Below are 26,091 nucleotides of genomic sequence, written 5' to 3'. Positions count from 1 at the left end.
TCTTTTGACGAAGCGGCAGGCTCTAACCAATGCGGATGCATCAAGCTCTTCGAGGCTGCTGGAGAACTGCTCAGACAACGCCACAATGTACCCGGCGACATACCAAAAGGGGTTACCCTCCTCGCTTCCATCTCTCTGGCTCAATCACCGCCTGTAGACATAGAGGCGGCAATGAAACAATCTTCACTGCGGGAACATAAGCGCGCCTCGAAGAAGGCGCCTAGCTCCGGGTGCGCATGAACAATCGCTGGACCTTGTACGATCCGCGCCTGGCCTGGATGCTGGTTGCACCGGTGCTCTTGCTGCTGATCTTCTTCCTGGTGCTGCCGATCGCGGTGATGGCGGCCTATACGTTCTTCACCTTCGTCACCGCAGGCGTCGAAACCAGCGCGCTGACCACCGCCAACTGGCAGGAATTCTTCACGGACAGCTATTATTCCGGCTTCCTTCTGAAGACGCTGAGAGTCGGCGCGATCACCGCGCTGCTGTGCGGCGTGCTCGGCTATTTCCCGGCCTATTTCATCTGGGCGACGAGCTTCAGGCACAAATGGCTGCTCTTGCTCCTGCTCATCGTGCCGTTCTGGATCAGCTTCACCATCCGCACCTTTTCCTGGATCAACATCCTTGGCGAACAGGGCGTCATCAATGTCGCGCTGCTCAAAATGGGCATCATCAATGCGCCGCTGCCGATGCTCTACAACGAAGGCGCGGTGATCCTGGGACTGCTGCACTTTCTACTGCCCTACATGATCCTCAACGTCTATGTCAGCCTCGAGGGCATCGACCGAACGCTGATCTCGGCGGCGCGCTCGATGGGCTGCACCAGCGCACAGGCGTTCCGCGAGGTGACCCTGCCGCTGTCGCTGCCGGGCCTGGCGGCGGGGCTGCTGCTGTGCTTCGTGCTGGCGGCCGGCAGCTATGTGACGCCGCAGCTCTTGGGTTCGGGCCGCGACGCGCTGTTCGGCAATCTGATCTACGACACCATCATGAGCGAATTGAACTGGCCGATGGGCGCAACGCTGTCGATCGTGCTGTTCCTCTTGCTCGGCTTCTTCGCCGCCATCTACACCCGCTACATGGGCATGTCGCAGATCGTGAAGGGGTTGGGCGGATGAAGGCGCGGCGCAAGGAGGAAGGCAGATGGGCCTGGCGGCTGACCGGCTTCGTCACGCTCTGCGTCTACATCTTCATGTTCGCGCCGATCGTCGCGACCGTCATCCTATCGTTCAACGCCTCGATGTTCGGCGGCTTCCCGATGACGGGCTTTTCGCTGCAATGGTACGCTAAGCTGATGGGCAATGAAGCCGTGCTGGCCGCCTTCCGCACCTCGCTGTGGATCGCGCTGGTCACTGCCGCCGTCACCACAGCCATCGGCGTCGTCACGGCGTTCGCGCTGGTGCGTTTCGAGTTTCCCGGCAAGCAGGCGCTGAGCACGCTGGTGATCCTGCCGGCGCTGGTGCCGGAAACCATCCTCGGCGTCGGCCTTCTGGTGCTGATCAAGGCGATCGACCAGCCGCGCACGATGCTGCTTCTGGTGCTCGGCCATATCCTTTTAGCCGTGCCCTATGTGGTGCTGATCGCGCAGGCGCGCATGGTCGGAATCCGGCGCGTCTATGAGGAGGCGGCGCTTTCGCTGGGCGCCTCGCGCTTTTCGTCCTTCCGCGAGATCACGCTGCCGCTGCTCATCCCGGCGGTCGTCGGCGGCGCGCTGCTCGCCTTCACCATCTCGTTCGACAACACGTCGGCCAGCCTGTTCTGGCGGCCGGCAGGCGTCGAGACCATGCCGACGCAAATCCTCTCGATGCTGAAAATCTCGATCAGCCCGGAGATCAACGCGCTCGGCACCGTGATGATTGTGGTGACGGTCGGCATCCCGCTGATCGGCGGCCTGCTGATGCAAAGCCTGACAAAACTGAGAAGACGTAGCGAACCCAAGGAGGAAGCACGATGAAACTGACCACCACCAAGCGGCTGGAGCGGCTGCACGACCGCTATGTCAACGGCGATCTCAGCCGACGGACGTTCCTGAGCCTGACCGCGGCTGCCGCGGCCTCGGCCGGCCTCTCCATGCCATGGATGAGCCGGGCGCTTGCCGCGGTCGAGCAGGTGCGCTTCGACGGCTGGGGCGGGACCGTGCAGGACGCGATCGACAAGTTCGCCTTCCAGCCCTACACGGCCAAGACCAAGATCAAGGTGGTCCAGGGCACGTTCGGCGACGAGGACGAGATCATCACCAAGATCAAGACGGCGAAGCCCGGCGACTACCAGGTCATCCATTCCTCGGGCGTCAACTACTACATCAAATACGTCAATGGCGGCCTGACCTCGGAAATCAACGAGGCCAACATTCCCAACATGGTGAATGTGCTGCAGCCGATGATCGAGCCGTTCCGTAAGCTGACGCCGAAGCTTTCGGCCGTGCCTTACGACTACGGCACCACCGGCATTGCCTACAACACCAAGGTGATCTCGCCGGAGGAAGCCAAGGAAAAGGGCGCCGCACTTCTGCTCGACAAGAAATATGCGGGCAAGGTCGGCGGCTATTCCGACATGACGACGCGCGTCTGGTACGCGGCTCTCGCCACCGGACAGGACCCCAACAACCTCAAGGACATGGACACGATCTGGGCCAAGGTGCGCGAGACGCGCGACCTCGCCAAGAAGTTCTGGAGCTCCGGCGCCGAGCTGATGGACCTGCTGTCCAAGGGCGAGATCGTGGTGACCGATGCCTGGTCGGGCCGGGTCGCCGCTTTGCAGGATCAGGGCCACCCGATCGGCTATCTCGATCCGGCCGGCTCCTATGCCTGGATGGAGGACATGCTGATCCTGAAAGGCTCGCCGATGGCTGAGTGCGAGGAGCTGATCAACTTCATGCTCGATCCGGCGACCTCGATCGCGGTGGCCGAGGGCCAGAGCTATCCGCCGTCGCTCGACCCGAACAGGGTCAAGCTGACCGACAAGATCGCAAAGCTGCCGGCATTCGATCCGACCGGCACGATGAAGGCGTTGACCTTCGCCGATCCGACCTACTGGGCGACCAACGAGGACGCCTGGACCAAGCAGTGGAACAGGATCTCGAAAGGTGCCTGACAGCCAGGACACGAAAATCCATCCCCGGCCGGCCTCGGCCGGGGCGGAAGGCGCGGGCACGGCCGCCGGGGCGAACAGCCCCGCGGTCGAGTTCCGCAACATCGATATCGCCTACGGCAAGTTCGTCGCGGTGCGCGATTTCTCCCTGTCGATCGGCAAGGGCAGCTTCGTCACGCTGCTCGGCCCTTCGGGCTGCGGCAAGACGACGATCCTGCGCTCCATCGCCGGGCTGGTCGACATTTCGGCCGGCCAGATCATGATCGGCGGCCGGCGCGTCGACGACGTGCCGATCTACAAGCGCAACATCGGACTGGTGTTCCAGAGCTATGCGCTGTTTCCGCACAAGAGCGTGTTCGACAATGTCGCCTTCGGGCTGAAATATCGCAACGTCGCCAAGCCCGAGATCAAGCGCAAGGTCGGCCAGGCGCTCGACATGGTGCGGCTGCCGGGCAGCGAGAAGAAACTGCCCTCGCAATTGTCGGGCGGCCAGCAGCAGCGCATTGCGCTGGCGCGCGCCATCGTCTTCGAGCCGCAGGTGCTTCTGCTCGACGAGCCGCTCTCAGCGCTCGACGCCAACATGCGCGAGGAGATGCGCGTCGAGATCAAGAAGATCCAGAAGGAAACCGGCATCACCGCCATCTTCGTCACGCACGACCAGGAAGAAGCGCTGTCGATGTCGGACCGCATCGTGGTGATGAATGCCGGCTCGGCCGAGCAGGTCGGCACGCCGGAAGAGGTCTATGAGCGGCCGGCCACCGCCTTCGTCGCCGACTTCCTCGGCAAGGCCAACATGCTTTCGGGCACGGTGAGCAGAACCGACGGGCCGACCATTGTCACGCTCGCCGGCGGCCAGACGATTAATGTCCTGTCACCCAGGCCGCTGCCGCAGGGAAGCGCCGTCACCGTCGTGGTGCGGCCGCAGAAACTGTCGGTCGGTGGAACGAGCGCCAACCGGTTGTCCGGCCGGGTCGTGTCGGCCTCCTATCTCGGCGGCAGCGCCATCTACGAGGTCGACATGGGCGGCAAGGCGAACATCCGCGCCAACGCCCCGATCGACGGCCGCGTGCTGCGCGAAGGCGAAGCGGTCGAACTCGGCTTTGACGCCGACGACTGCGTCTTGCTGGACGAGGCCGGGCTGCGAATTTCCTGAAGCCAGCGACCGCGTTCCCCCAGGCATGGGCGGTTGCCACGCGTCCCGTTCTGATCGATGCACCACGGCGGCGGCCTTTCGTCGGTCGCGGTGCCTGGAGCGGTTCACCGTTTCACCGAAACAGCGAGCGGGTCCATGTCCTTGCTTTGACGCAATTCCGGACGGAGAACCACCTTGGCGGTCCGTAGGTCTGCCGAGTAATCAGTACGATCCTTGGCGGCTATTACAGCTCATTTCTTGGAGAGAAACGCCTTGCAGGCAGGAGTGAGCTCACTGATATGCTGTTTAAGACAGCTTAACCCCTTTGCGTTGTCGACCATCTTGCACAGTCGTTGGGCATCCGCCCTGCATGGTGTTTTGTAGGCGTCTTTCGCTAAAACGGCGTCGGCGAGGAAAAGCGATATAGAAGCAAGAAGTGCCAGTCCAAGCGATTTCTGTTTGCGCATGATTTAATTCCCCTCTGAAAATGAGCATAGTAACGCAGCCTTATATACGCGACTCCTGATATAATGGGAAGGCAAACAACTTCGTGACGACGCGGTCACCGGATTGGCCGTGAATGTGCCGCCATGCGGCAGCGTGGTCCTTGCCTGCGGTCGGATCGAACACCGCCGTGACATCGGCGCGCCCGCCGACGGCACCCGCCGGGAAGCCGCCGCCGATGATCTTGCCAGCGCGCCGTCAGGTCCCTGCCGCCACAAGTTCTGCCGCGAAACGATCGACATGAGGTCTAGTCCATTTGGATGATGCTTCCTACGCCTGAAAGCGTATTTGGTATAAGCGGCCGGAACGATTTCGAAAAATACAGATTATTCAGCGGTATAAATCAAAACGGAGCGAACTGTTACAACAAGAACCGCAATTCATGCACAGAGCCGCTATGACACGTTCTTGAGCATCGCGAGGAATGCCCAGTAGACAGAGGACCGTGGCCAGTGACGTCCATACATGGATCTTACGAGGAGTTCGAAGACGACCCGCGCCCGGCATGGGTTCGCTTCAGCATGCGCCACTGGAGGTGGAGCGCCGTTCCCGGATGCATCCTCCTCTTGGCGGCGGTATCTCCGCCAGACAACGGCGCCGAAATGCAGCAACAGATCGCGGCGGCGCGAGGCGAACTGGCCTCGACAAAAGCGCAACTGGGCCTGAGTCAGGATGCCGAGCGCACAGCAAGCGCCCAGGCAAGGCTGTTGGCCAGCACTTCCGCAGAGCAGACAAAGGCCCTGAGAGAAGCGAACCAAAGCAACGGAACCCTCAAGCTCGATCTGGAAGCGGCGCAGCGCGTCATCAAAGACTTGAAGGCACAATTGATTTCCGCAAACGAAGCACGCAACGCCGTGGAAGTGTCCCTGGCCGAGGCAAATCAATCGGTTGCCGAAGAGCGCCATAAGGTCGAACAATTCGAGCACGAACTCGCCATGGCTCGCCAGGCCGGCGAGGCCGATCAGAAACGTGCAAATCTGGCTGCGGCCGAGCGGGCCACCGCCCTAAAGGACCTCCAACTGGCGGTTGCTGCCGCAAAGCATGTCAACGAGGCATTGGATCTGGAACACACGCGCGCGGTTTCGGCCGCAAGCGATGCCGATGACGCCCGTCGGGAAAGAGACGCTGCGAAGCAGGCATCTGCCGACTTGAGCGCGGCGCTGGAGCAGGAGCGCCAAAAGCTGACCGACATGTCCGTGTCTCTTACCGCTGCGCGAAAGGCGATCGACCTCGTCAAGGCGCAAAGTGCGCGCCGCGCAGCGCAGATGGAGCGCGCGCCCGGGACGCGTTCCGCCGCGGTTCCACTTGCCAGCCAGGATGGCCTAGCTGTCCGCCAAACGGGCTTGCAGGATAAGAACAGAGCGAAGATCCCAAGATCGCCGAAACGGGTTCTGGCGGCGACGACGATCACTCTCCCCGACGCGTTGCTTCCGACCCCGCCTCGATGATGATGGTCGGGAGTACATTTGGATTGGCACGAACGCATGCCCAGGAGGGGTCCCGAAATGGGCAAATACGTGGCGGTCGCCTTGATGATCGCAGCCGCTACCGGACCGGCGGCCGCCCTTGATGTCGGCGGTGGCGGCAAGGTCGGCGGCATTGGCGTCGGCGCTGGAGTGAGCGCCGGATCACAAGGTGTCTCCGCTGGCTTGGGGGCAAGTGTCGGCGGCTTGGGCGGCGCAAGCGTTGGCGCGTCGGTGAGCTCAGGCGGCGTCAGCGTTGGCGCGTCGGCAGGCGCAGGAGGGACAAGCCTTGGCGCGTCCGCGAATGCTGGTACCGGATCGATCGGCGCGAGCGTTTCGACGGGTGACGCTGCAGGCAGCACAAGCGCGGGCGTGTCGACGGGTGCCGGCACCGCAACGTCGGGCACCAGGGACACCGCGCCCCCCGACAATCCCACCGTTTTCTCCGCCAAAAGCGCAACAACCGCGATCAGCCTGCCATCCATCCTCAAACCTTCCAGCGCACGTGGTGGGGAGTTCGGGCGGTTTAGAGCGGGCTATCCTTTTGCACCCCTTGTATCGCTGAAAGCGAAGCCAGGCACGCCGCCCAAAGTCGTGAGCGCTTGCCGCGCGGCGATCATGTCAGTCGCGACGCCGCTTGGTGCTGTGCGCGTATACGCGGTCAGTGCCGGTCCGATGCGCCAACGCAGAGCCGGTCTGGCGGCGCCGATCGAGGTGAGAATAAACTATGCGCTTCCAGGCGGCATCCAAGTGCGACAAGCGAAAGTTCTGTGTCGCCTTGGTGCGACGGGGAAAGTCATCGCGGTGACATAGAAGCCAGCTTGCCGAGGTCGTGCGCAGGGACCGCTATCTGGCAACGTCACTCGCTGCCCGGTTCGGATGCCTCAGATGGGTCGGCGTGATGCCGGCCTGCTGGCGGAAGACGCGGCTGAAATGGCCGGCATTGGCAAAGCCGCAGCGATAGGCGATCTCGCCGATCGCGAGGTCGCTGCCTTCCAGCAGCGATCTGGCATAGTGAACCCTGAGCGCCAGATAGGCGGCCATCGGGCCGATGCCGAGCTCGGCGCCGAACAGGCGCTCGAGCTGGCGGCGCGAGCAGTTCTGCCTGGCGGCGATCTCGGCGATCGGGATCGGCTCCTGAAGATTGCTTTCCATCAGGAGCAGCGCCCGCCTCACCGCGCGGCTCGCGGCCGCTGGAAAAAGGTCGCCGACCGGCTGCACGTCGCGGCTGGAGCGGATGCGGTCGAGCACCAGTATCTTGGCCGCCTTTTCCGCTGCCTTCCGGCCGATGAATTGCGAGACGAAATAGCCGGCGAGGTCGGCCGCTCCCGTGCCGCCGGCGCAGGTGGCGCGGCCGCGGTCGACGGAATAGAGGCTGTCGGCATGGGCGTTCACATCGGGGAACTCGGCGCGAAAATCCTTGATGTGGAACCAGCTGACTGCGGCGCTGTAGCCGTCGAGCAGGCCGTAGCGCGCCAGCACGAAGCTGCCGGTGCAGAGCGCGGTGAGCGGCACACCCTTCTGCGCGGCGCGCAACAGGAATGCCTCCTTTTCCGAGCTCAGCTTGCGGCTGGTGTCGAGCAGGCCGCCGACCACCACGACATTGTCGAAATCCTCGGGATTGCCCATCGCCCTGGTCGGCAGCAATTCGACGCCGCAGCTGGCGCGGATCGGCAGGCCGCGCTCGCCGACGATCTCCCAGTCGAACTCGATTCTGCGGCTGCGGTCGCCCTCGTCGCCGGCGAGCCTGAGCGTGTCGATGAACAGCGACAGCGGCGACAAGGTGAAATCGCGCACCAAAAGAAATGCGAACTTCTTGGCCATTGTTTCGCGAACCGACCTTTCCGAACCAGGCGCCACCCTGGAGCGCCGGCCGTGAGGTTTATCTACCGGCGAGCGGACTGGATAGCGTGGCGTTGAATAGCGTTTTGAACCGTTGCATGATTCCTCGTGCGCGCCTTCGGCGATCGGCAGGCGTCGCAATCCGGCACGGCGCCGTCATCGCCGGTCACGGCAGGTTGACACCTGACTGACCGGGCGCCGCTTGGAGCGCGGCGGGCAGGCATGGTATCGCAATGCCGGGAGGTGGCGATGCGTGTGATTTTCCGATGTGATCCGATGCTGGCGGAGCATTTGCCGCGCCCGGTGCCGGCGCGCGGCGTGTTGCCGGACTGGCTGCGCATGATGCCCGCCACCGCCTATTCGGCGATCCACGGCCGCGATATTCGCACGCTCAAGCAATGCCCGCCGGTGGTCGACGCGATGACTTACGGGTTCATGATCCTGCTGCCCTGCGATGTCATGGTCGACCAGGGCAAGTTTTCGTGGGATTGGAAGGTTCCGGAACCCGCCACCGGGAACCACCCGCGAGCGCCGCTGAGCTTCCACACGCCGGGGCAACTCGCCGGCAGCCCGTTCGCCGCGCCTGGCCAGGCCGCGCTCAAATTCAACAGCTTCTGGACCATCGAGGTCGAGGACGGCTGGTCGCTCTATGCGACGCACCCGGTCAATCGCGAGGACCTTCCCTTCAGGCTGGTGACCGGCCTGGTGGATTCGGACCGGTTCAGTGATGGCGGCATCAATTTCCCGGCGATCTGGAAGGAGCCCGAATTCTCCGGCGTGCTCAGCAAAGGAACTCCGGTCGCGCAATGCTTCGCGGTTCCGCGCGCCGCGCCGCGGCTGGAATACGAAGTGTTCGACGAAAAACGTCAGGCCGCCTATGCGCGGACGGTCGCGGATGTCCTGTCAACGCCGGGCGTCTACCGCAAGCGGTTCCGCGCCAGGCGCGGACGCTCCACCGGCGAGTGAAAGACGCAGCGCATCCTCGTCGAGCCAGAGCCGGCCGCATGGCGCGGAGGTAAGCGCCATGGCGATGACGCCGAAGGTGGACGGGGCGAGACGATAGGCTCGCGAATAGGCCGCCATTGCCCCCTCGAGGTCGCCCGTCTCCTGCAGGACGACGCCGAGATTGACCGCGGCTTCCGCGGCGTCCGGGCTCATCTCCAGCACATGCCGGTAGGCCTCGGCGGCGGCGTCGAACTTGCGCATGTCCTGGCGCACCAGCCCTAGGTCGAACCATTGCGCCGGATGCCCGCCGCCGGCGACGGCGCGTTCGAGGAAACCTTCCGCCTCGGCAGGCACGCCACGTTGCCAGGCCAGGCGTCCGAGGCGCGCCATCGCCTCAACGGATTTCGGATCGCTTTGCAGGACCTTTGTCCAGGCCGCGCCCGCGGCGGAAGCATCGCCCGCCTGATCGAGGGTGCGTGCCCGCTCGAGAAGGATTTCCGCCTGGGACGATCGCCTGGCGGCGCGATCCAGGAACTGCAACGCAGCATCGAACCGTCCCTCGGCCCGGGCGATCCTGCCTGCCAGGATCAGGGCGGGAACGTTGTCCGGACGCGTGGCGAGGCTCGCCTCGATGCGCGCCCGGGCTGCAGGCATGTCCGCCCTGGTGAACAATACGGCCGCCAGAAGGTGGCAGAGCGCGGAATCGCCCGGGTGCTGCTTCAGGCCAAGCTCGCACAGGTCCATCGCCCGGGCGTGGTCGCCGGAATTGAAGGCGGCCACGGCGCGGCGGACCAGATCCTCGCTGTTGGCTTGACCGGTGCTGGTCACTGAATTTGAAGCTCCTCTGTATTGGCGCGGACGCCCGGCTCAATGCAGGCGCGTGGTTGCGGGGCCCAGGTCTGGAAGATTGGGCCAGGAATTAGGGCCAACCTGCCTGACTTGGATGGTGCAATGCACGAACGGGATGGCCATTATAACCAGACGCTTTATAACGGGCGATCCGATTATGACCACCAAGGGGAGACGATGCGTTACATACGTCCGCTTTCAATCGAAGATGCCGTTGGCGAGCTCGCCAAGGCAGTAGGCCCGGCCGCTATCCTGGCCGGGGGCAGCGACCTTTTGGTGAGGATGAAGGGCGGCTTCATCGAGCCCGAGCTGATCGTCGACATCAAGGCAATCGGCGGCCTGGCCGACATCGCCGAGACGGCCGACGGTTTCCGGATCGGTGCCGCGGTGCCCTGCGCGGTGCTGGGCGAGAACAAGGCGCTCAAGCAGGCATGGCCGGGCGTGGTCGAGGCGGCCAACCTGATCGGCTCCAAGCAGGTGCAGGGCCGTTGCACCATCACCGGCAATCTGTGCAACGCCTCGCCCGCCGCCGACAGCGTGCCGGCGCTGGTCGCGGCCGCGGCACAAGCAGTCGTCGCCGGGCCCTCGGGCAAGCGCACGATTGCCGTGGAAACCGTGCCGACGGGACCCGGCCGCACGTCTCTGGCCAAGGGCGAGATGATCGAGGCGATCCTGCTCGACAAGCGGCCTGAGCATGCGGGCGACGCCTATCTGCGCTTCATTCCGCGCACCGAGATGGACATCGCGGTGGTGAGCGCCGGCGTCAACCTGACGCTGGACGAGAAGGGCGCGATCAAGACCGCCCGCGTGGCGCTCGGCGCCGCCGCACCCACGGTGCTGCTGGTCGAGGAAGCCGGGCAAGTGCTGATCGGCTCGAAGCTCGACGAAGAGACGCTGGAGCGGCTGGCGAAGATCTGCTCCGGCGCCTGCCGCCCGATCGACGACAAGCGCGGCACCATCGAATTCAGACGGAAAGTCGCGGGCGTGCTGGCACAGAGAGCCGCAACGACCGCCTACAAGCGTGCGGGAGGCAAATAATGGCCGGGATAGCTGTATCAACCACGATCAACGGCGACGCCGTCGAGTATCTGTGCCAGCCCGACGAGACACTGCTCGACGTGCTGCGCGATCGCCTCGGCCTGACCGGCGCCAAGGAAGGCTGCGGCACCGGCGACTGCGGCGCCTGCAGCGTCATCGTCGACGGCAGGCTGGTCTGCTCCTGCCTGGTGCTGGGCGCGGAAGCCGAGGGCCGCAAGGTCGAGACCATCGAAGGCATGGCGCATGGCGACCAGCTGCATCCGCTGCAGCAGAAGTTTCTGGAGCATGCGGCCTTGCAATGCGGCATCTGCACGCCGGGCTTCCTGATCGCGGCCAAGGACCTGCTGGAGAAGAACCCCTCGCCCACCGAGGAGGAAATCCGCTTCGGGCTCGCCGGCAATCTCTGCCGCTGCACCGGCTATGACAAGATCGTGCGCGCCGTCCAGGATGCGGCCCAAGTGATGAAGGGAGCGTAATCCATGAACTTCGATCCGCGCTACTCCGGACGCAATTTCTCATCGGTCGGCACCCGGCCGATCCGCCCCGACGGCGTCGACAAGGTGACGGGACGCGCCCGCTACGGCGCCGACTTCAACATGGCTGGCCAGCTGGTCGGCCGCGTTTTGCGCAGCCCGCACGCGCATGCGGTGATCAAAAGCATCGACACGTCGAAGGCGGAAAAGCTCGCCGGCGTGAAGGCGGTGATCACGGCCAAGGACCTGCCTGATCTCACCGACGGCGACGCCGCCATGTACGACATCCTCGACAATTCGATGGCACGCAAGAAGGCGCTCTATGACGGCCATGCGGTGGCCGCGGTGGCGGCGATCGACGCCCGCACCGCCCGCCAGGCGCTGAAGCTGATCGAGATCGACTATGAGGTGCTGCCGCATGTCACCGATGTCGACGAGGCCGCGCACCACCACGCGCCGTTGATCAACGACCAGGTCTTCACCGAGGGCCTCGAGGAAAAGCCGGCGAAACCCTCCAACGTCACCAAGCGCACGCAGTTCGGCCATGGCGATGTCCACAAGGGCTTCGCCGAGGCTGATTTCATCGTCGAGCGCTCCTTCAAGACCGAGCAGACGCATCAGGGGTATATCGAGCCGCATGCCTGCGTGGCGAGCGTCAACCCGGACGGCACGGCGGAGCTTTGGGTGTGCACGCAGGGCCATTTCGTCTACCGCCAGCATTGCGCCCAGCTGCTGGGGCTCGAAGCCTCGAAGCTGCGCGTTACCTCGTCGGAAATCGGCGGCGGTTTCGGCGGCAAGACCCATGTCTGGGCCGAGCCGGTGGCGCTGGCGCTGTCGCGCAAGGCCGGCCGTCCCGTAAAACTGGTGATGACCCGCGACGAGGTTTTTCGCGCGTCGGGCCCAACCAGCGCCACCTCGATCGACGTCAAGATCGGCGCCAGGAAGGACGGCACGATCACCGCGGCGGAAGCGACGCTGCGCTATAGTTGCGGCCCCTATGCCGGCTCCTGGGCCGAGATCGGCGCCATGACGGCCTTCGCCTGCTACAAGCTCGAGAACGTCAAGACGGTCGGCTACGAAGTGCTGGTCAACCGGCCCAAGACCGCGGCCTATCGCGCGCCCTCCGCGCCGATGGCCGCCTTTGCCGTGGAAAGCGCGGTGGACGAGCTCGCCAAGGAGCTCGGCATGGATGCGGTGGACTTCCGCATCAAGAACGCCGCGCAGGAAGGCACGCGCTCGTCCTACGGCCCGGTCTACGGACCGATTGGCATCGGGCCGACGCTGGAGGCGGTGAAGAGCCATCCGCACATGAAGGCGCCGCTGAAAGCCAACCAGGGGCGCGGCATGGCCTGCGGCTTCTGGTTCAACTTCGGCGGCCAGACCTGCACGGATCTGAACATCGGCATGGACGGCACGGTGTCGCTGGCCGTCGGCACTGTCGATGTCGGCGGCTCCCGCGCCTCGCTGTCGCTGGTGGCGGCGGAGGAGCTCGGCATCGACTACTCCAACGTCAAGGCGATCGTCGCCGACACGTCCTCGCTGGGCTACAACGATATGACCGACGGCAGCCGCGGCACTTTCTCCTCCTCAATGGCGACGATCTCGGCCGCCCGCAACGCGATCAAGATCCTCAAGGATCGCGCCGCGCAGATGTGGGATATCCCGGTGGAGGACGTGACCTGGGAAAAGGGCCACGCCATCGCCAAGGGCGAGAAATACGGCAACCTGTCGCCGCTGTCGCTGAAGGACATCGCGGCCAAGTCGGGCACGACCGGCGGGCCGATCGCCGGCCATAGCGAGCTCGTCGCCGACGGCGCCGGCGTCTCCTTCGCCACCCATATCTGCGACATCGAGGTCGACCCCGAGACCGGCGCGACCAGGGTGATCCGCTACACGGTGGTGCAGGACGCCGGCAAGGCGGTGCACCCGACCTATGTCGAGGGCCAGTACCAGGGCGGTGCCGCGCAAGGCATCGGCTGGGCGCTCAACGAGGAGTATATCTACGGCAAGGACGGGCGGCTGCAGAACGCCGGCTTCCTCGACTACCGCATCCCGGTATGCTCCGACCTGCCAATGATCGACACGCAGATCCTGGAAATCCCCAATCCCAACCACCCTTATGGCGTGCGCGGCGTGGGCGAAACCTCGATCGTGCCGCCGCTGGCGGCGATCGCCAACGCGGTGTCGAACGCGGTCGGCGTGCGCATGACCCACATCCCGATGTCGCCGCCGCGCATCCTGGCGGCGCTGGAGGCGGAACGGGAAGGCTGAGAGGTATCCAAGCTAGGGCAAGGTGTGTTGAGATTCAGGTCAGGCCGAGCCGAGAATGATGGCTTCCGAGAACCGGAGCGGAGCGTACTTGAAGTACGTGAGCACCGGCCTGCGCCGGCCGTAGCCTTGGCTGCGCGGCGTCTTACGAGTGCTTCAGCCGGCGAAGGCCGGAAGCGCAGGAAGCCTTCATTCGCAGGCCGGCCTCACCTGAATATCGACGCACCTTGAAGCGCTAATGGTCGCAGTCACCCTTTGGGGCTCGCTCAGCGCCGTCGCCGGCGGCAAGGCCAAGCACGAGATCGAGGCCAAGGACATAAGGGAGCTGTTCCGCAAGCTGGCGGAACAATATCCCGGGATCGAGCCCTGGATCGATCGCGGCATCGCGGTGGCGATCGATGGGACGATTTATCGGGATACGTGGAGCAAGGAGTTGCCGGAGGGGGCGGAGATTTTCCTGCTGCCGCGGCTGGCTGGGGGGTGATGGGGACGCGCGGCCCCATAGGCCCTGCGCGCGGGAGACCAAAGCGTCCTCCGTTCGGATGGCTATAATTTAGCGTAAGCTGATATAACAATGTCAGCCGGCGCCCTGCGTCTAGTCCGTCCCCCCGCCGGTCAGGCCCGGCTCGTGGGCACCCCCCGCTTTCGAGCTGGGCCGCTCATGATTATCGGGCGGCTATCGGTTTGGCCGGTCTTCGCGCACAACGTTGTAGAGAAGAAGCCCCGCAGTCAAAGACACAATGGCGCCGACCATGTCGTGGCCGGTCAGGCCCGAATAATACACAAAAGCAAATGCCAACTCGGCCATGATTCCACCTGGGTGTGTGATCCTTGCTGAGAGAACTTTTAGGGCACGCTAATGTTCCCATGGACGGCCATCCGATCGTTACGGTTTGCCGCTGTGCTCGGAGCCGACTATCGCCTCCAGGATCGCCTCGTATGCGCTTCCGACTTCTTCTTCAATCTCCTCCTCGGCGATACCTGCCGCCCTGGCATCGGCGAACAGCTTGGTCGTCAGCTCGGCAACCGAGACGACATCCGCGCCCACTTTGCCGCGCATCACATTATCGGTGATCCATCTGCCGAAGAACTCCGCGCCACGCTCGCTCATTTGCCCTGCTCTTTCAGAAAATGAGCTTCGCGAAGAAGCGACCCCCAGTCGGTTCCGATTGTCTCGATCAGCTCGCCGGCCTGCTCCTGGGTGATGCCGGTTTCCCTTGCCAGGCGTCCTGCAAGCAGTTCGAAGACAGCTTGGTCGCTCTCCCCCAAGCTGCCTTCGCGATGCTGCAACGCCTCGAAGATCACCTCGAAAACGCTGTCGATTTCCTCGTTGATCTCGCTGGCCGCGATGCCTTCGCGCTCGGCCGCCTTGATCATTTCGTCGGCCAGGTCGGCAACTGCGACGGGGTCATCCGTCATCACGTTTGGCAGATGCTCCGCCATCCATCCGTCGAAGAAATCGAGACCTCGCCTGCTCATGTGGCCATAAGCACGCGGCCAACATTAGGTTCCGCTGATACGGCCCTCGATCCGACTGAGGTCCCATTCGCCAGCGCATTGGTCCGTCGCGTGAAACATAAGTCCGGCGATCTCATTAGGGCTGCGCTGACGAGCAATCAGTCCCTTCATCGTCAGCTGGCTGGATCGCCCGCCACCTGCTCCCAGGTGGTGGGCATCCGGAGAAAGAACGGGGCTGGGGACAGAGGTGGACAATGTCGATTTCCGAGGAGTTGCGGGACGTGAGTCTTCGCTATGAATGCCCCAATTGCCGCCGGCCGATCATCAGGAATGGTTCATGGTTCAAGTCGGTGAGCACCTTCCGATGCGATGCCTGCAAGACCAAGCTCAGGCTTGGCTATTCGGCCAAGCTGGCGCTTTTCGAACGCCACGGCAAGGCGGCGTTTTCGGGGGGTGTGTGACCTATGCGGATGATTGCCCGCGAACCTTTTGCCGAGCAGCAGCTTGCTTTCCGAGAGCGATGGGAGATGCCCCCGACGGCCGTAAACGACAACAGCGCGCTCCGCGATCTTTCCATCCTCGTCCCGGCCGATGACGGTCTTGCAAAGGTCGCCGCGAAAGCGGGGCGGATGGGCATTGCGGCGGCCGTGGGCATAGTCATCAGCCTTTTCATCGGGCCGGTCGTGTTCACGTGCCTAATGCTGAGCGTGTGGAACGCGGCGTTGGACAGCAACGGAGGCAAGCATGATCGAGACTTCCAGGATCCTGGAAACCAAGGTGGCGGGCTTGCAAGACAGGCTGAGGGAAGCCAAGCTCAGCATGGATGACATGCTGGCCTTTCAAAAGGTCGCGAACGTGCTGGACAATGGCCATGGCGGCATCGACGTCGACGACCTGATCGCGCTTTCGTTTGTGGTGGAGGAGGAGGGTTGAGGGCGTAACAGGGCCCGGTCCAAGCTGGGGAAGTCATCCTCTGGGGCTCGCTTGGCGCCGTCGCCCGGGGGCAAAGCCAGGCACGACATCGAGGCCAAGGACATCAGGAAGCTGTTCCGCAAGCATGCGGACGTATCCCGGGATCGAGCCGTGGATTGATCGGGGGATTGCGGTCGCGCGATCGACGGGGTGATTTATCGGGATACGTGGGGGAAGGAATTGCCGGAGGGGCCGGAGGTTGTTCTGTTGCAGAGGTTGGCGGAGGGTGAGCGGGCTTTGGTAGCTTGCTTCCAATGAGGCTAGCGCGTTCCGCGAACTGTCAGAACTTGGTTATCTGCACGGCGCTGTAAACCATAGCGCCGGGAGTGGCTTAGTAGCCATCGCTCTTAGGGGCGGTCGAACCGCTACCCCGCGCCTTTGGCTGTCATCCTGTAATTCTGTTCTGGTCAGCCGGTCGAATCAAGTGACCGAAGACATACGCTACCCGCAAGAAGGCGAAAAAGGCCCAAATCGAGAAAAACGACCATCCAATGAAGATCACATAGCGCCACCAAGCCGCTGGCGTTATCGAAAAATCGACAACTATCAATGGGATGGAAAAGAACGTAACAAAGAATCCCAGATATGTCGCCACCTTGGTATACCCAATAAACAAAATCATAGCCGGCGTGTTTTTTACCGCTGCGATAAAACCATCTGACTTACCGGCGACATAACCATAAATTCCGAATAAGAATCCAGTCTGGATTGACGACCAGTCGAACACTGATGAATATAGTCCCGAAAAATCTATTTTCTCTTCCTGCGCACCATCGCTAAGTGGAACTCTAAAATAATAGACAAGCGCAGCCAAAACCAGAGCCAAAGTTGACGGCCCATACCTTTCGGCAAGATATCTAAATTTTTTCATCCGAATATCTGCTGCATCGTTTGGTTTAAATAGTTTCTTTTCACCTGCCAGTTTATGTCCGGGTCTCGGTCGTGGATTTCTAGCGTTTCTCGCGCGACGACACGATCTTCAATCAGGTCAATCTCTTCCGAGGCGTCGTTCACAACGGTTTTTGCGGTCAGTCGATCCAGGCGCACACCGGGGAAGTTCATGTTGGCAAGTTGGGCAGCCAGCCCTCGCACCGCATTGGAAAGGAAGCCTCTGTGGTGGCCCATGGAAATCTCGACAGTAACGAGTGGTGCTCCGTATGCGTCTCCCATCGCTCTGAAGCTATCGCTGGCCGCCTGAGCTGGCCCAGCGAACACGCCCATATCGTCAGGATTGGCTATTCTGATCGAGAGCTTCCTTGTTTCGCCCGCATTGAATTTCGCCCAGGCCTCTTCGTTGATTCTGGGCTGCATCTCGTAGATCGCGGCTGCGTTGAAAGCCGACAGATATTCGAGAACGCGACCCGGCGAGATAATTCGAGGGTCATATTGAATGCCCAATACGCCCATTTGATGATTGAACCGGAAGACGACGCTATGTCCCAGCCGCTCTACCTCAAGCGGTCTCCTGTCACCGTGATCTATTTCCGATGGGAGATTTGTATTCTGGCACCGGGTTAACTCCCCGACTACAGCATTTGGACCGTCATCTTCTAGGTTTTCAAGCCGAACGATGTAGTCCGTGGCCAGAAGTTTCTCTCGCTGGGTTTTGTCCGCGATACCGGCAACCAAACGAAGGATATCAACCATGGCCGGCGTGTGATTGTTATTGCGTGTCACGTTATAGAAACGGAACGTGAAAGTCTTTTCCACGATAATAGCCCCCCTTTTTGCCCATCCCATAGGATCAGAGAGACGGCAAAATGTGGAGTCTGATTCTCACGCTGGGTGGCGGCTAGGGTGGACATGACGATGCATTATCGCACATGTTCCCTTTTTGTTCCATGTCCAAATTTGATAAATTCGCACGGACCTCCTGCGAAACAAAGGAGACGTTGCTCGTGGGCTTGCCCTTGTGGATAGCCGGACGAAGTCGAGCAAAGGCTAATCCAAAAACCAATGATTAGTGGGAAACTGACAAATTATATTGACATGAAATTAGCAAGAAAGCCACTTTTGGCTTCTATTGTGATGAGGTACGCATGTCAGTGCAAGACATCCCACTCCGTAAAATTCTGCAATTGTTCTATGCGCCGGATCGGCTGCGCCGCTCGATTTTAAAGAAAGATATTCAACTTGACCGCAAAAAAGAAGCAGGGGGCAGCAGAAGCCAAGGTGGCGATTTTTACGTGCCTTTTTGGTCCGACGTGAAAAGGCATATTGCTGGTGTCGCAGACCTTTCAGAGATGACCGACAGCCGAATAAAGTCAAATAGGAATTTCAAACGACTATACCCTCTCCTGAAGGATGGGGTAGTCGACCTACTTAACGCGAAACTGCGGTGGTCAAACGAACCTGTCGAAATAGTGCCGAAAAGTGTGCACGGAAAGCTACAATTCGGAGATATGGGAAGTATCGTTCGCGTACATGATGCTGTGCATGCCCGCGTAAGAGGTGAGTACACACGTATCGTCTACCCCTACTTCAGCGAGGAACCCTCGTTACCTGAAGAAGGCGGCAGGTTGGGCTTGTGGGCTATGCAGCAAGCTTTGACCAAATACGATCCAGATGACATGCGCATTATCGACATCCTTCGTCGAACCTTCTTCTCGCCGCGGATAACTCCATTGAGAGGCGATGAAGGGAAGGTGTTCCGGGAAAATTACATTTCAATAATCCGTGAATGGGAGCATCTGAAGCTCGATTAACAGGCCATGTAGTCTCCCGCTGAAGGGGAGCGTGATTCTTGGGCCAGGCCAATATAGCCAAGCCTCGCCCCCTCACACCCCCAGCGTCGGCTCGGTATTCACCTCCAGCGGCTCTTCCGCCTCGTCCTCCTCGCCGAGCACCTCGCCCTTCACCGGCAGCGCCTGGCCGATCCAGATCGGGTCGACCAGGTGGTCGCGCTTGGGGTTGGCGGTGTTGGGGTGGATGAGGATGCTGAGGCCGCCGTGGTTCAGCATCAGCCAGGGGACCAGCGTGGCGAAGAGCTCGGTGGCGAAGGAGACTTGGTACATGGCCTGCTCGTGCGGGCCGACCGGCTCGTCGCGCCAGTTGCCGAGCCGTACGCGAAAACGTTCGCCGATGCGCTGGCGCAGCCATTCGGCGTGTCGGCGCTGCGCCTCATCGCCGTAATAGATGTGGGCGTGGTAGCTGGCGATCTCCGAAAGCGGTCTCGGATCGTGCGGCCTGGCTGCGTTCATCGCGATGCTCCCCTCCCGGTGGTTCCAGTCTGTCGTGCGGAACTCTAGGCGGTTCTTCGGTTCCTGGAAACGGCGAGCAGCTCTACAGACTGTTCAGTGTGGGCGCGTTTGGCCGTAAGCGCAGCCGCGCGGGCCCGCCCCGCTCCGTCTCGGCTGCGCCGTAACACCTCTCCCCGCCTTCGCCTACGGCATGCAGACATTTCCAAGCCGCTGGTCTTTGGCAATAGCGTTCATGGCAGCTTGGCGAATGCACTGTTTTATGTAGCGCTGGTCGACCCCCACTCCGTCTCGGCTTCGCCGAGCCACCTCTCCCCCGATCGACGGGGTAGAGGAAGGCGCCAAGCTTTTTGCCGTCAATGCTCGTCCAGCAACGCTCCCTTCCTTTCCTCCGGAGGGGGAAAGGTGGCGCTGCGAAGCAGCGACGGATTGGGGGAACCACCTGGCAATCAAGCCTCAGGCCGATCAGTCGCGCAGTCACAGAAGATGTGCACGGCGTAGCCACTTTGTGGGGCGAGAAACCCAGGCTTGCGAAGGGCCGCGCGCTTGGCGATTGGGGGAGCGCCGCCGGCGATTACGCACGACGTCAGAGTGCCCCCTACCCCTTATCGCCGCCGCTGCCCCACAGCGCGCGCTGCAGCAGGCCCGGCGCGCGCTTCTTCGGCGCGAGCTCGACATCGCTCACCAGCCGCGCCCCGCCCTCGCGCCTCTCCAGCGTGATCTTTCGCGTGTGGAAGGCTTCCAGCTCGGCGCGGTGGGCGACGCTGATGATGGTGACCTGGGGCAGCACCTTGATCACCGTCTGCATCATCTTGTCCTGGCTCTTCTCGTCCAGCGCCGAGGTCGCCTCGTCGAGCACCACGATGTCCGGCGCGTGCAGCAGCAGGCGGGCAAAGGCCAGACGCTGCTTCTCGCCGCCCGACAGTGTCTGGTCCCAGGGCGCCTCTTCCTCCAGCCGGCTCTTCAGATAGTTCAGGCCGACCTTGTCGAGGGCCGCATTGATCTCTTTCGTCTTCCAGTTCTCGGCGGCGGCGGGATAGGCGGTGGCGCGGCGCAGCGTGCCGGACGGGATGTAGGGGCGCTGCGGCAGCATGAAGAGGCGCTTGCCCGGGTGGAAATCGACGCTGCCGCTGCCCCAGGGCCAAAGGCCGGCGATGGCGCGCACCAGCGTAGACTTGCCCGAGCCGGATTCGCCCGAGACCAGCACGCGCTCGCCAGGCTCGATCTCCACCTCGGTTTCCTTGACCACGGCGGTGCCGTCGTCGAGCGTCACGGAAACATTGTTGAGGCTGAGCATCGCGCCGTCCGCGGTCTCGCCGCGCTGGATGCGGCCCAATTTGTCGTTCTCCTCGGCGCGCTCCAGCCCGTCCAGCGACATCATCAGCGAGGCGATGCGGTGGGCCGAGGCGTTCCAGTCGGCCAGGCGCGGATAGTTGTCGACCAGCCAGCCGAAGGCGCCCTGCACGATGGCGAAGGCGGAGGCCGCCTGCATCACCTGGCCCAGCGTCATCGAGCCGTCGAGGAATTTCGGCGCGCATAGAAGCACCGGCACCACCGGCGCGAACAGGCTGGAGCCTTGCGAGACCAGTGCCGTGCGCATGTGCTGGCCGGTCAGCCGCGCCCAGCGGCCGAGCACGCCGGCGAAGGTGCGGTCGATGCCGGCGTTCTCCTCCTCCTCGCCGCCCAGCAGTGCGATGCTTTCGCCATTCTCGCGCACGCGCGTCAGCACGTAGCGGAACTCGGCCTCGGCCTGGTTCTTGTCCTCGGAAAGCTGGACGAAGCGGCGGCCGATGGCGAACATCGAGGTCGAGGTGATCGCCGCGTAGATGACCGCGGTTACGACGAGGAAGCCGGGCACGGTGATGGTTGAACCGCCCAGCGAAAAGCTCAGCGCGCCGCCGATCGTCCACAGAACGACGATGAAGGTCGAGGCCGACAGGAAGGCGTTGAGGACGCCGGCGATGAAGTCGACCGGCGATTCGGTGGCGATGCGCAGATCCTCGGTCAGGCGGGCCTCCGGGTTGGCATGGTCGCCCTTGACGAGGTTGAGCTGGTAATAGCGGCCGCTGGCCAGCCAGCGCTGGATGACGGCCGTGGTCAGCCAGGAGCGCCAGCGGCGCTGCATGGTCATGCGCAGGTACACTTGCGCGACCACGAGGCTGATGCTGCCGGCGACCAGCGGCAGGAAGACGGCGCTCAACCAGTAGACGGTGCGCGCGTCGCGCAGCTCGATGGCGTCGAAGATCGCGCGGTTCCAGCGGTTGATGCCGTATTGGAAGCCGACATTGACGCAGATCAGCGTGAGCAGCCCGATCGTCAGCGGCCAGGCAAGCCTGTCGCCGCGCAGACCCCAATAGCCGCGCCCGCTGATCCAGAAGCGCCGCAGCAGATATTTCTTGCGCGCCCGCACGGCCTCCTCGGGCGAAAGCTCGGGATCCGGCTCGATCGCCTCGGGCGGCGGCGACCCGGCATGGCCGATGGCTTCCGGCGCGGCGTCGGCGGATGCCTTTTCTTCGGCCTCGCCGGCCTGCGGCTTGCGTTGCTGTGCCTTGTCGTCCTTCAACCGGTCGTCCTGCGGTGTGTCTTCGCGTGCCATCTCCGCGCGCGGCTTCGGGGCACCGCGCGGTTCCGACTGGCGCGGCTTGTCCTGGCGCGGCGGCGCCGAACGCGGCTTGCTTGCACCGCGCTGCGTGGCGCTGTCGGCCGGTTTCGGTTTGTGCTTGGCCGGGGACATCGCGCCACAACGGCCCAAAAATCAAAAGGTTTCACGCTGCCCGGCAATCGGCTGAGGCGGCGCTGCCCCCTCTCTGTCTCGGCCCCGCCGAACCACCTCTCGGGGGCAAGGAAACCTGCGGTCTTGCCGGCGGCGCCCGAAACATAGGGTCGGGAATTCGTCGATGGACCATTTGAATTGATCGGCATGGCACGGCGCGAGAAAAAACCTATCGTGTTTGTGTGACCCGCAAGTCGATCGGAGCCCCAACCCATGACCCTGACCAATCGAGACATCGTCGAGCTCACCGAATGGCGGCGCAAGCTGCACCGGCAGCCGGAAATTTCGAACGAGGAGGAAAGGACCGCGAAAGAGGTGGTGAATTTCCTCGCCGATACAGGGCCGGACAAGGTGCTGACCGGGCTCGGCGGCCACGGCGTGGCGGCGGTCTATGACAGCGGGCAGGCCGGCCCGACGGTGCTGTTCCGCTCGGAGCTCGACGCGCTGCCGATCGAGGAGCTTTCGGGCGTCGCCCATGCCTCCGAGGTGCCCGGCAAGTCGCATATGTGCGGCCATGACGGGCACACCGCGATCCTGGCCGCGCTCGGCCGCCAGTTCGGACGCGAGAGGCCGGCGCGCGGCCGCGTCGTCTTGATGTTCCAGCCGGCCGAGGAAACCGGCAATGGCGCGGCCGGGGTCGTTGCCGACCCGCGCTTTGGCGAGATCCAGCCTGATTTTGCATTCTCGCTGCACAACCTGCCGGGCGTGCCGTTCGGCGAGGTGCGGCTGAAGGCCGGCACCGTCAACTGCGCCTCGCGCGGCATGCGCATCGTGCTCGAGGGCAAGACGGCGCATTCGTCGATGCCGGAGACCGGCGTCTCGCCGATGCCGGCGGTGAGCGAGCTGATGCCGGCGCTGCCGGCGCTTGGGCGCGGGACCTTCACCGACGAGGATTTCGGCATGGTGACCGTCACCCATTGCGCGATGGGCGAAGCCGTGTTCGGCATCGCGCCCGGCTATGCGGAAGTGTGGGCGACGCTGCGCACCCGCCGTGACGAGCGCATGGCCGAGCAGGTCGCCGCGGCCGAGGCGCTCGCGGCAAAAATCGCCGCCAGGCACGGCCTTGCCGTGCGTTTCGACTATCACGAAATCTTCCTCGCCAGCGTCAATGCGCCGGACGCGGTCGAGCATCTCAACCGCGCGCTCGACGCGGAAGGCGTTGCGCGCAGCGAAGCGGCTCTGCCGATGCGTGCCTCGGAGGATTTCGGTATTTTCGGCCACAATGCGAGGTCGGCGATGTTCTTCCTCGGCGCCGGCGAAAGGCACCCTTCCCTGCACAACCCCGACTATGATTTCCCGGATGATCTTATCCCGATCGGCTCGCGGATCTTCATGCGCGCGGCGCGCAATCTTTTGGGCTGAGCGGACGCCGACGATGACCTGTCCGAACGACGCCGATCGCCATGCCGCTTAGTGTCGGGCCCGATTTCTTCGCCCGCGACGCGGTTATCGTCGCGCGCGCGCTGATCGGCGCCAGGCTTGGGCTCGCCGGCGTCGGCGGCATCATCGTCGAGACCGAGGCTTACCGGCCCGACGACCCCGCATCGCACAGCTTTCGCGGCCGCACGCCGCGCAATGGTCCGATGTATGGCGTGCCCGGCGACGTCTATGTCTATCGTTCCTACGGGCTGCATTGGTGCCTGAACGCGGTGTGCCTGCCGGGCAGCGCCGTGCTGATCCGCGCCATCCAGCCGCAATCCGGCATCGCCGCGATGCGCGAGCGGCGCGGAACGGATGACGACCGGCTGCTCTGCTCCGGTCCCGGCAAGCTCTGCCAGGCGCTGGGCATCGACGGCTCGCATAACCGGCTCTCGCTTACCGCGCCACCCTTCGAATTCGCCCGTTCCGAGGCCGACCCGGCCGCGATCCTCGCCGGTCGCCGGATCGGCCTCACCAAGGGCGTTGAAGCCGAGTGGCGCTTTGGCCTCGGCGGATCGGCCTATCTCAGCCGCAGGTTCTGAGCCGCAAGCTTATCCCGTCCCCGTCACGGATCATTCGCGGCCAGCGCGCGTTTGAAGACAGATGACGGAGGATCGGACAATGGCGACCGACAAATACGAACGCATCAAGCGCCGCGCCTATGAGATCTGGCAACGCAGCGGCGAAGCGAATGGCCAGGACGAGGAGCACTGGCGTCAGGCTTGCGAGGAAATCGAGCGCGAGGACAACGGCTTGGGCGAACAGCCGGGTGCTGCGATGCCCGGCGCGGTCACGATACCGGCCGGCCATCCGGACCGGTCGGCGGCTGAGGCGCTGGCGCGCAAGGCCCTGGCAAATCGTCCGGACAGGCCGGCCGTCGACGATCCGGCGCCGAAGAAGCGCAGCCGGCGCAAAGGCTGACCTTGCCATGGTCAAAAATGTCGAACAGGCATTGGACGACGCGTTGCTGGCCATGCGCATGCTGCGCAAGTCGATCGTCGATCACGGCCATCTGGAGGCGATGGCCGATCTGGATGCCGTGATGGAAACCGCGATTGCCGCGGCCGAGCAAAAACGCATCGACATCGAGCGGGCAAAGTCGACATGAGCAGCAATGCGGCCGCGGTTGTCGGCGGGCCGATCATCCTATCTCGGCCGCGGGCTCAAACTTCCCTGCTGTCGAAGAGGAACATCTGGACGCCCGATTCATCGGGCGCGTAAAGCCGGCGGTCCGCCCCGGCCGCCTTTCCCTGCGGGCTTGCGAACGCCTTTTTCATCGCTTCGAGATCGTCAAAATAAAGCGTCCCGATCAGGTAGACATCGGATGGTCCGGCCACCACGGTGATCGGCCCCTGGCTGACCTCGTATTTCCTCAGACCCGGGATCTTCTTGGCCAGCGGTATGTGCGTCTCGAAATAATGCTTGTCGAACGCCTTGGCATCAGCCGGCTGCTTGTAGATGACGACCATTCCAGCCATTGCGGTTCTCCTTTTTCGTTGGGACGGAACCAAGGACGAAATGGTGGGGGCAAACGGAACGGAACGTTGAAAAAATCTCGAGAGCGCCGAAGGTCGACAATGGCGGCTGTCCCGCCTACCCGTTCTTTTCGCCGCTGTCTCGCTTGTGCGAAGGAGCGTTCTGTGTTCTCTCCGCCTTAAATTAGCAGGGACTCAAACGATGAGAATTGCGGTGCTTGTTGCGCTCTGCGCGGCAGCGGCGGGATGCGTGTCCTCTGCCGCCGATAATGGCGCTTCGCTGTTGCAGCAGGATCCGAAATGGGCATCGCCGGAATGCCAGCAGGCCCGCGCCGCGGCATCGGACTACGCCCAGCGCGAGAAGGACCATCCCGGCTGGGGGTTCGGTGTGCTGCTTGGCCCTTACAGCATGGGGATGGTGGCGGCGGTCAAGGAGCATGAGCACCAGCAGCGACGGCTTCTTGCCCGCCAGATGCACCTGCAATGCTCGAGCCAGCCGCTGCCGAAGGAGCTCGATTTCGATCCGGCAAGCTACGCGCCGAAGAAAACGCACTATCCATAGAGGAAGGACCTCGGGTTCCGGTTACTCTGGCAGCTCCGCCGCAGCCTTGCCGTCGAATGCGTAAGTGAGGATCGCCACGCCCGTCGCGGTCGCGATCTGGCCGGACAGCTTCAGCATCGAGGGCGCCTGCCCCGGCTCGAAAAGGCGCGAGCCTGCGCCCAGCACCAGAGGGTGGACCATCAGCACCATCTCATCGACAAGCCCGTGCCGCATCAGCGCGCGCAGCAGCTTGCCGCTGCCGAACACAATCAGCGCCTTGTCGTGACCTTGCTTGAGCGCGCGCACCGTCTCCCCGGCATCGCCGGCAAGCAGCGCCGAATTCTCCCAGCGCGGCTCATAGCCGGCGTCATGCGAGGCGACGAACTTCCGCGCGCCGGTCAGCGCCCTGGTCATCGGACTGGCCGGTTGACGAACAGCCCAGGCTTCGTGAAGATCCTCATAGGTCGTGCGGCCGGCGAGCAACGACCAGCCGCCGGCCATGGCGCGGCCAATGACTTCCTGCATCTTCGGGTCGCTGCCTGGATTGCCCCAACCGCCGTGCGCAAAACCATTGCGAGTGTCCTCGTCGGCGCGCCCCGGCGCCTGGAAGACGCCGTCCAGCGTCACATGCTCGATGGCGACGATGCTTGCCATT

Annotated in this window: 31 protein-coding genes; 19 read left to right on the top strand and 12 right to left on the bottom strand. The window is 63.3% G+C overall.

Translation table 11 applies throughout. The features are described 5' to 3' along the window. The first annotated feature begins 236 nt into the window (after nt 1-236). Genes FJ425_RS24820 through FJ425_RS24805 form a run of 4 tightly spaced genes read left to right on the top strand, consistent with a single transcriptional unit; the run spans nt 237 to nt 4,240 of the window. Nucleotides 237-1,115 carry an ABC transporter permease gene (locus FJ425_RS24820; RefSeq protein ID WP_140631759.1) on the top strand — a complete coding sequence of 293 codons (879 nt, stop codon included), beginning with the start codon at nt 237-239 and terminating at the stop codon, nt 1,113-1,115. Continuing rightward, complete coding sequence (locus tag FJ425_RS24815) at nt 1,112-1,951, top strand: ABC transporter permease (protein ID WP_140631762.1); 840 nt, start codon at nt 1,112-1,114, stop codon at nt 1,949-1,951. Before FJ425_RS24820 ends, FJ425_RS24815 begins: the two co-directional genes overlap by 4 nt. Further along, nucleotides 1,948-3,090, top strand: coding sequence for an ABC transporter substrate-binding protein (locus FJ425_RS24810; protein ID WP_140631764.1), 1,143 nt, complete (start codon nt 1,948-1,950; stop codon nt 3,088-3,090). The genes FJ425_RS24815 and FJ425_RS24810 overlap by 4 nt, the downstream gene beginning before the upstream one ends. Then, the gene (locus FJ425_RS24805) at nt 3,083-4,240 is read left to right on the top strand and encodes an ABC transporter ATP-binding protein (RefSeq protein WP_140631834.1); all 1,158 of its coding nucleotides are present in this window, start codon (nt 3,083-3,085) and stop codon (nt 4,238-4,240) included. Before FJ425_RS24810 ends, FJ425_RS24805 begins: the two co-directional genes overlap by 8 nt. Nucleotides 4,241-4,470: 230 nt before the next feature. Here FJ425_RS24805 and FJ425_RS24800 read toward each other — a convergent pair whose 3' ends face one another. After that, nucleotides 4,471-4,686 (bottom strand): hypothetical protein, encoded by a 216-nt coding sequence (locus tag FJ425_RS24800; protein ID WP_140631837.1) that lies wholly within the window; start codon nt 4,684-4,686, stop codon nt 4,471-4,473. 639 nt (nt 4,687-5,325) lie between these two features. Here FJ425_RS24800 and FJ425_RS24790 point away from each other — a divergent pair. Further along, nucleotides 5,326-6,171, top strand: a complete 846-nt coding sequence (locus tag FJ425_RS24790) for a hypothetical protein (RefSeq protein ID WP_140631840.1) — start codon at nt 5,326-5,328, stop codon at nt 6,169-6,171. Between the two features lie 57 nt (nt 6,172-6,228). Then, entirely contained in the window at nt 6,229-6,999 is a 771-nt protein-coding gene (locus FJ425_RS32180; RefSeq protein WP_140631842.1) for a hypothetical protein, read from the top strand. 33 nt (nt 7,000-7,032) lie between these two features. Here FJ425_RS32180 and FJ425_RS24780 read toward each other — a convergent pair whose 3' ends face one another. Beyond that, the gene (locus tag FJ425_RS24780) at nt 7,033-8,010 is read right to left on the bottom strand and encodes a GlxA family transcriptional regulator (RefSeq protein WP_140631845.1); all 978 of its coding nucleotides are present in this window, start codon (nt 8,008-8,010) and stop codon (nt 7,033-7,035) included. Nucleotides 8,011-8,277: 267 nt separating this feature from the next. Here FJ425_RS24780 and FJ425_RS24775 point away from each other — a divergent pair, with 267 nt between their 5' ends. Then, nucleotides 8,278-8,994, top strand: a complete 717-nt coding sequence (locus FJ425_RS24775; RefSeq protein ID WP_140726718.1) for a hypothetical protein — start codon at nt 8,278-8,280, stop codon at nt 8,992-8,994. Here the strand turns inward: FJ425_RS24775 and FJ425_RS24770 are convergent. Continuing rightward, complete coding sequence (locus FJ425_RS24770) at nt 8,932-9,801, bottom strand: tetratricopeptide repeat protein (protein WP_140726715.1); 870 nt, start codon at nt 9,799-9,801, stop codon at nt 8,932-8,934. The genes FJ425_RS24775 and FJ425_RS24770 overlap by 63 nt on opposite strands. A 198-nt stretch (nt 9,802-9,999) precedes the next feature. Here FJ425_RS24770 and FJ425_RS24765 point away from each other — a divergent pair, with 198 nt between their 5' ends. The 4 genes from FJ425_RS24765 (at nt 10,000) to FJ425_RS24750 (ending at nt 14,085) form a co-directional block, all read left to right on the top strand. Continuing rightward, complete coding sequence (locus tag FJ425_RS24765) at nt 10,000-10,860, top strand: xanthine dehydrogenase family protein subunit M (protein ID WP_140726712.1); 861 nt, start codon at nt 10,000-10,002, stop codon at nt 10,858-10,860. Continuing rightward, nucleotides 10,860-11,336 carry a (2Fe-2S)-binding protein gene (locus tag FJ425_RS24760; protein ID WP_140631856.1) on the top strand — a complete coding sequence of 159 codons (477 nt, stop codon included), beginning with the start codon at nt 10,860-10,862 and terminating at the stop codon, nt 11,334-11,336. Before FJ425_RS24765 ends, FJ425_RS24760 begins: the two co-directional genes overlap by 1 nt. A gap of 3 nt (nt 11,337-11,339) precedes the next feature. Further along, nucleotides 11,340-13,604, top strand: a complete 2,265-nt coding sequence (locus FJ425_RS24755; protein ID WP_140726709.1) for a xanthine dehydrogenase family protein molybdopterin-binding subunit — start codon at nt 11,340-11,342, stop codon at nt 13,602-13,604. Nucleotides 13,605-13,839: 235 nt separating this feature from the next. Beyond that, on the top strand, nt 13,840-14,085 hold the full coding sequence (locus FJ425_RS24750; protein WP_140726707.1) for a MoaD/ThiS family protein: 246 nt from the start codon (nt 13,840-13,842) through the stop codon (nt 14,083-14,085). Between the two features lie 192 nt (nt 14,086-14,277). Here FJ425_RS24750 and FJ425_RS32400 read toward each other — a convergent pair whose 3' ends face one another. The 3 genes from FJ425_RS32400 to FJ425_RS32175 form a co-directional block, all read right to left on the bottom strand. Next, nucleotides 14,278-14,409 (bottom strand): hypothetical protein, encoded by a 132-nt coding sequence (locus FJ425_RS32400; protein ID WP_281405771.1) that lies wholly within the window; start codon nt 14,407-14,409, stop codon nt 14,278-14,280. A gap of 78 nt (nt 14,410-14,487) precedes the next feature. Next, nucleotides 14,488-14,712 carry a DUF768 domain-containing protein gene (locus FJ425_RS24745; RefSeq protein ID WP_140726704.1) on the bottom strand — a complete coding sequence of 75 codons (225 nt, stop codon included), beginning with the start codon at nt 14,710-14,712 and terminating at the stop codon, nt 14,488-14,490. Further along, nucleotides 14,709-15,044, bottom strand: coding sequence for a hypothetical protein (locus FJ425_RS32175; RefSeq protein WP_246677998.1), 336 nt, complete (start codon nt 15,042-15,044; stop codon nt 14,709-14,711). The genes FJ425_RS24745 and FJ425_RS32175 overlap by 4 nt, the downstream gene beginning before the upstream one ends. 296 nt (nt 15,045-15,340) lie before the next feature. On the opposite strand from FJ425_RS32175, the gene FJ425_RS24735 reads away from it, so the two are divergent. Together FJ425_RS24735 and FJ425_RS24730 are read left to right on the top strand one after the other, a co-directional pair. Then, a complete protein-coding gene (locus FJ425_RS24735; protein ID WP_246676305.1) occupies nt 15,341-15,520 on the top strand; it encodes a hypothetical protein in 180 nt (59 codons plus the stop codon). A 283-nt stretch (nt 15,521-15,803) separates the two neighbouring features. Further along, a complete protein-coding gene (locus tag FJ425_RS24730; RefSeq protein WP_140726701.1) occupies nt 15,804-15,992 on the top strand; it encodes a hypothetical protein in 189 nt (62 codons plus the stop codon). A gap of 424 nt (nt 15,993-16,416) precedes the next feature. On the opposite strand, the gene FJ425_RS24720 is transcribed toward FJ425_RS24730, so the two are convergent. Beyond that, a complete protein-coding gene (locus tag FJ425_RS24720; protein ID WP_140726698.1) occupies nt 16,417-16,902 on the bottom strand; it encodes a hypothetical protein in 486 nt (161 codons plus the stop codon). Next, nucleotides 16,899-17,741 (bottom strand): hypothetical protein, encoded by an 843-nt coding sequence (locus FJ425_RS24715; RefSeq protein ID WP_140726695.1) that lies wholly within the window; start codon nt 17,739-17,741, stop codon nt 16,899-16,901. The genes FJ425_RS24720 and FJ425_RS24715 overlap by 4 nt, the downstream gene beginning before the upstream one ends. Before the next feature lie 329 nt (nt 17,742-18,070). Between FJ425_RS24715 and FJ425_RS24710 the strand changes: the two genes are divergently transcribed. Then, nucleotides 18,071-18,736 carry a hypothetical protein gene (locus FJ425_RS24710; RefSeq protein WP_140726692.1) on the top strand — a complete coding sequence of 222 codons (666 nt, stop codon included), beginning with the start codon at nt 18,071-18,073 and terminating at the stop codon, nt 18,734-18,736. A 72-nt stretch (nt 18,737-18,808) separates the two neighbouring features. On the opposite strand, the gene FJ425_RS24705 is transcribed toward FJ425_RS24710, so the two are convergent. Next, entirely contained in the window at nt 18,809-19,231 is a 423-nt protein-coding gene (locus FJ425_RS24705) for a DOPA 4,5-dioxygenase family protein (RefSeq protein ID WP_140726689.1), read from the bottom strand. A gap of 595 nt (nt 19,232-19,826) precedes the next feature. After that, nucleotides 19,827-21,962, bottom strand: coding sequence for an ABC transporter ATP-binding protein/permease (locus FJ425_RS24700; protein ID WP_140726686.1), 2,136 nt, complete (start codon nt 21,960-21,962; stop codon nt 19,827-19,829). A 252-nt stretch (nt 21,963-22,214) separates the two neighbouring features. Here FJ425_RS24700 and FJ425_RS24695 point away from each other — a divergent pair, with 252 nt between their 5' ends. From FJ425_RS24695 to FJ425_RS24680, 4 genes are all read left to right on the top strand, one after another. After that, complete coding sequence (locus FJ425_RS24695) at nt 22,215-23,363, top strand: amidohydrolase (protein ID WP_140726683.1); 1,149 nt, start codon at nt 22,215-22,217, stop codon at nt 23,361-23,363. 41 nt (nt 23,364-23,404) lie between these two features. After that, complete coding sequence (locus FJ425_RS24690) at nt 23,405-23,962, top strand: DNA-3-methyladenine glycosylase (RefSeq protein WP_140726680.1); 558 nt, start codon at nt 23,405-23,407, stop codon at nt 23,960-23,962. A gap of 79 nt (nt 23,963-24,041) precedes the next feature. Then, nucleotides 24,042-24,341, top strand: coding sequence for a DUF2934 domain-containing protein (locus FJ425_RS24685; RefSeq protein WP_181176042.1), 300 nt, complete (start codon nt 24,042-24,044; stop codon nt 24,339-24,341). 7 nt (nt 24,342-24,348) lie between these two features. After that, entirely contained in the window at nt 24,349-24,528 is a 180-nt protein-coding gene (locus tag FJ425_RS24680) for a hypothetical protein (protein ID WP_140631886.1), read from the top strand. Nucleotides 24,529-24,583: 55 nt separating this feature from the next. Here the strand turns inward: FJ425_RS24680 and FJ425_RS24675 are convergent, their stop codons facing one another. Continuing rightward, on the bottom strand, nt 24,584-24,898 hold the full coding sequence (locus FJ425_RS24675) for an EthD family reductase (RefSeq protein ID WP_140541711.1): 315 nt from the start codon (nt 24,896-24,898) through the stop codon (nt 24,584-24,586). A 199-nt stretch (nt 24,899-25,097) separates the two neighbouring features. Between FJ425_RS24675 and FJ425_RS24670 the strand changes: the two genes are divergently transcribed. After that, nucleotides 25,098-25,457, top strand: a complete 360-nt coding sequence (locus FJ425_RS24670) for a hypothetical protein (protein ID WP_140631889.1) — start codon at nt 25,098-25,100, stop codon at nt 25,455-25,457. Nucleotides 25,458-25,478: 21 nt separating this feature from the next. On the opposite strand, the gene FJ425_RS24665 is transcribed toward FJ425_RS24670, so the two are convergent. Then, the gene (locus tag FJ425_RS24665; RefSeq protein WP_140631892.1) at nt 25,479-26,090 is read right to left on the bottom strand and encodes a dihydrofolate reductase family protein; all 612 of its coding nucleotides are present in this window, start codon (nt 26,088-26,090) and stop codon (nt 25,479-25,481) included. Nucleotide 26,091 lies beyond the last annotated feature (1 nt).

The organism is Mesorhizobium sp. B2-7-2 (assembly GCF_006440775.1).
Lineage (GTDB): Bacteria > Pseudomonadota > Alphaproteobacteria > Rhizobiales > Rhizobiaceae > Mesorhizobium.
This window is presented reverse-complemented; position numbering and strand designations above follow the sequence as displayed.